We start from the raw sequence: 1,516 nt of genomic DNA on the forward strand, positions 1-1,516 counted from the left end.
CGGAAGGTGTCAAGGCGGGTGAGACAGTTTCCGTCAGGCGGTCTGTATGAGGGCCTCCTGTGAGGGCTGGTTGATCCACGCTGCCTGGGGCAGTCTGGGCGGCTCGGGCCGGCGGTTGCCGAACCGCTCTGGGTGGGCGGCGTAGGCCGCGTCCAGGGTGAACTGGCGCTGAGCGCGGACCTGGCCGACGGTGCCGTAGTGGACGCTGGCGGGGGTGTGCAGCCCGATGCCGGAGTGGCGGTGCTCGTGGTTGTAGTAGGAGAAGAACTGCCCGGCGAACGCGCGGGCGTCGGCCAGGGACCCGAACCGCTCGGGGAAGACCGGGGCGTACTTGAGGGTCTTGAACGCGGCCTCGCTGTACGGGTTGTCGTTCGAGACGTGCGGGCGGGAGTGAGACCGGGCCACGCCCAGGTCCACCAGCAGCTGAGCGACCGGTCTGGAGGTCATCGAGGTGCCCCGGTCGGCGTGGATCGCCTCGGGCACGCCGTGGATGCCCATGGCGTGCTCGAGCATGTTCTTGGCGATCTGCGCGTCCTCGCGGGCCGCGATCGTCCAGGCGACGGCGAAGCGGGAGAAAATGTCGAGCACGACGTACAGGTCGTAGTACACGCCGCGGTCTGGGCCGCGCAGTTTCGTGATGTCCCAGCTCCATACCTGCCCAGGGCCGGTGGCCACCAGCTCGGGCCGCGCCCGGGGCGGGTGGGTGGCCTGCCGGCGTCGTTCACCAGCCATGTCGTTCTCGTGCAGGATGCGGTGCATCGTGGACTGCGAGCACAGGTAGGTGCCCTCGTCCAGCAGCGTCGCCCAGGCCTGCGCGACCGACTTGTCGGCGAACTCCTGGCTGGTCAGCACCGCCAGCACGTGCGCCCGCTCGGCCCCGGTGAGCTTGTTGACCGGTGCCGGCCGCGGCGTCTGTGGGCGCGCGGGTGGCGGGTTCTTGGCCCGGTAGTGGCCGGCGCGAGAGCGGCCCAGCAGCCCGCACGCCCTGGCGGTGCCGACGTGGACGGCGAGGTCGTCGACGGCCGGGTTGATCACCGCCGCGACCGCGGCGGTTGCTCCGCGCTCTCGGAGAGCGTCTCCAAGAGCGCGTGTGCTTTTCCCACCAGATCCAGGGCAGCCTTCGTGCGGGCCAGCTCGGCCTCGGCCTTCTCCGCCCGTGCCCGCAGCGCCTGCATCTCCTTGTCCCGCCGGTCGCGTGGCGGGCCGGCCAGCCCGGCTTGCGCGCCGGCTGCGGCGGCCTTGCGCCACTCGATGATGTGTGAGCTGTAAAGGCCCTCCCGGCGCAGGATCGCGCCCCGCTCACCGCGGTCGGCCGCGTCGTACTCGGCCAGGATCGCGGCCTTGAACTCAGCGGTGAACTTCCGCCGCTTCGGCTGGTCAGCGCGAGGGGACATAACCCCATCATCGGTGCCGACATCAGCTGTCGTCATCGTCATCTCAAAGTGTCCATCTCTCGCCCCGTGCGAGGTCAGTGGCAGATCAGCAGTGGTGTCTCACCCCATCCTGACGCACAGGG

At 70.2% G+C, this 1,516-nt stretch carries 1 protein-coding gene; it reads right to left on the minus strand.

Features of this window, described 5'->3' with window-relative positions; genetic code table 11:
* Positions 1 to 33: 33 nt before the first annotated feature.
* A protein-coding gene (locus AVL62_RS05620) for an IS3 family transposase (RefSeq protein ID WP_235585566.1) occupies positions 34 to 1,436 on the minus strand; the annotation gives its coding sequence in 2 pieces (ribosomal slippage) (positions 34 to 1,103 and positions 1,103 to 1,436; 1,404 coding nt in all).
* Between the last annotated feature and the right edge of the window lie 80 nt (positions 1,437 to 1,516).

This window comes from Serinicoccus chungangensis, assembly GCF_001483745.1.
Classification (GTDB): domain Bacteria; phylum Actinomycetota; class Actinomycetes; order Actinomycetales; family Dermatophilaceae; genus Ornithinicoccus; species Ornithinicoccus chungangensis_A.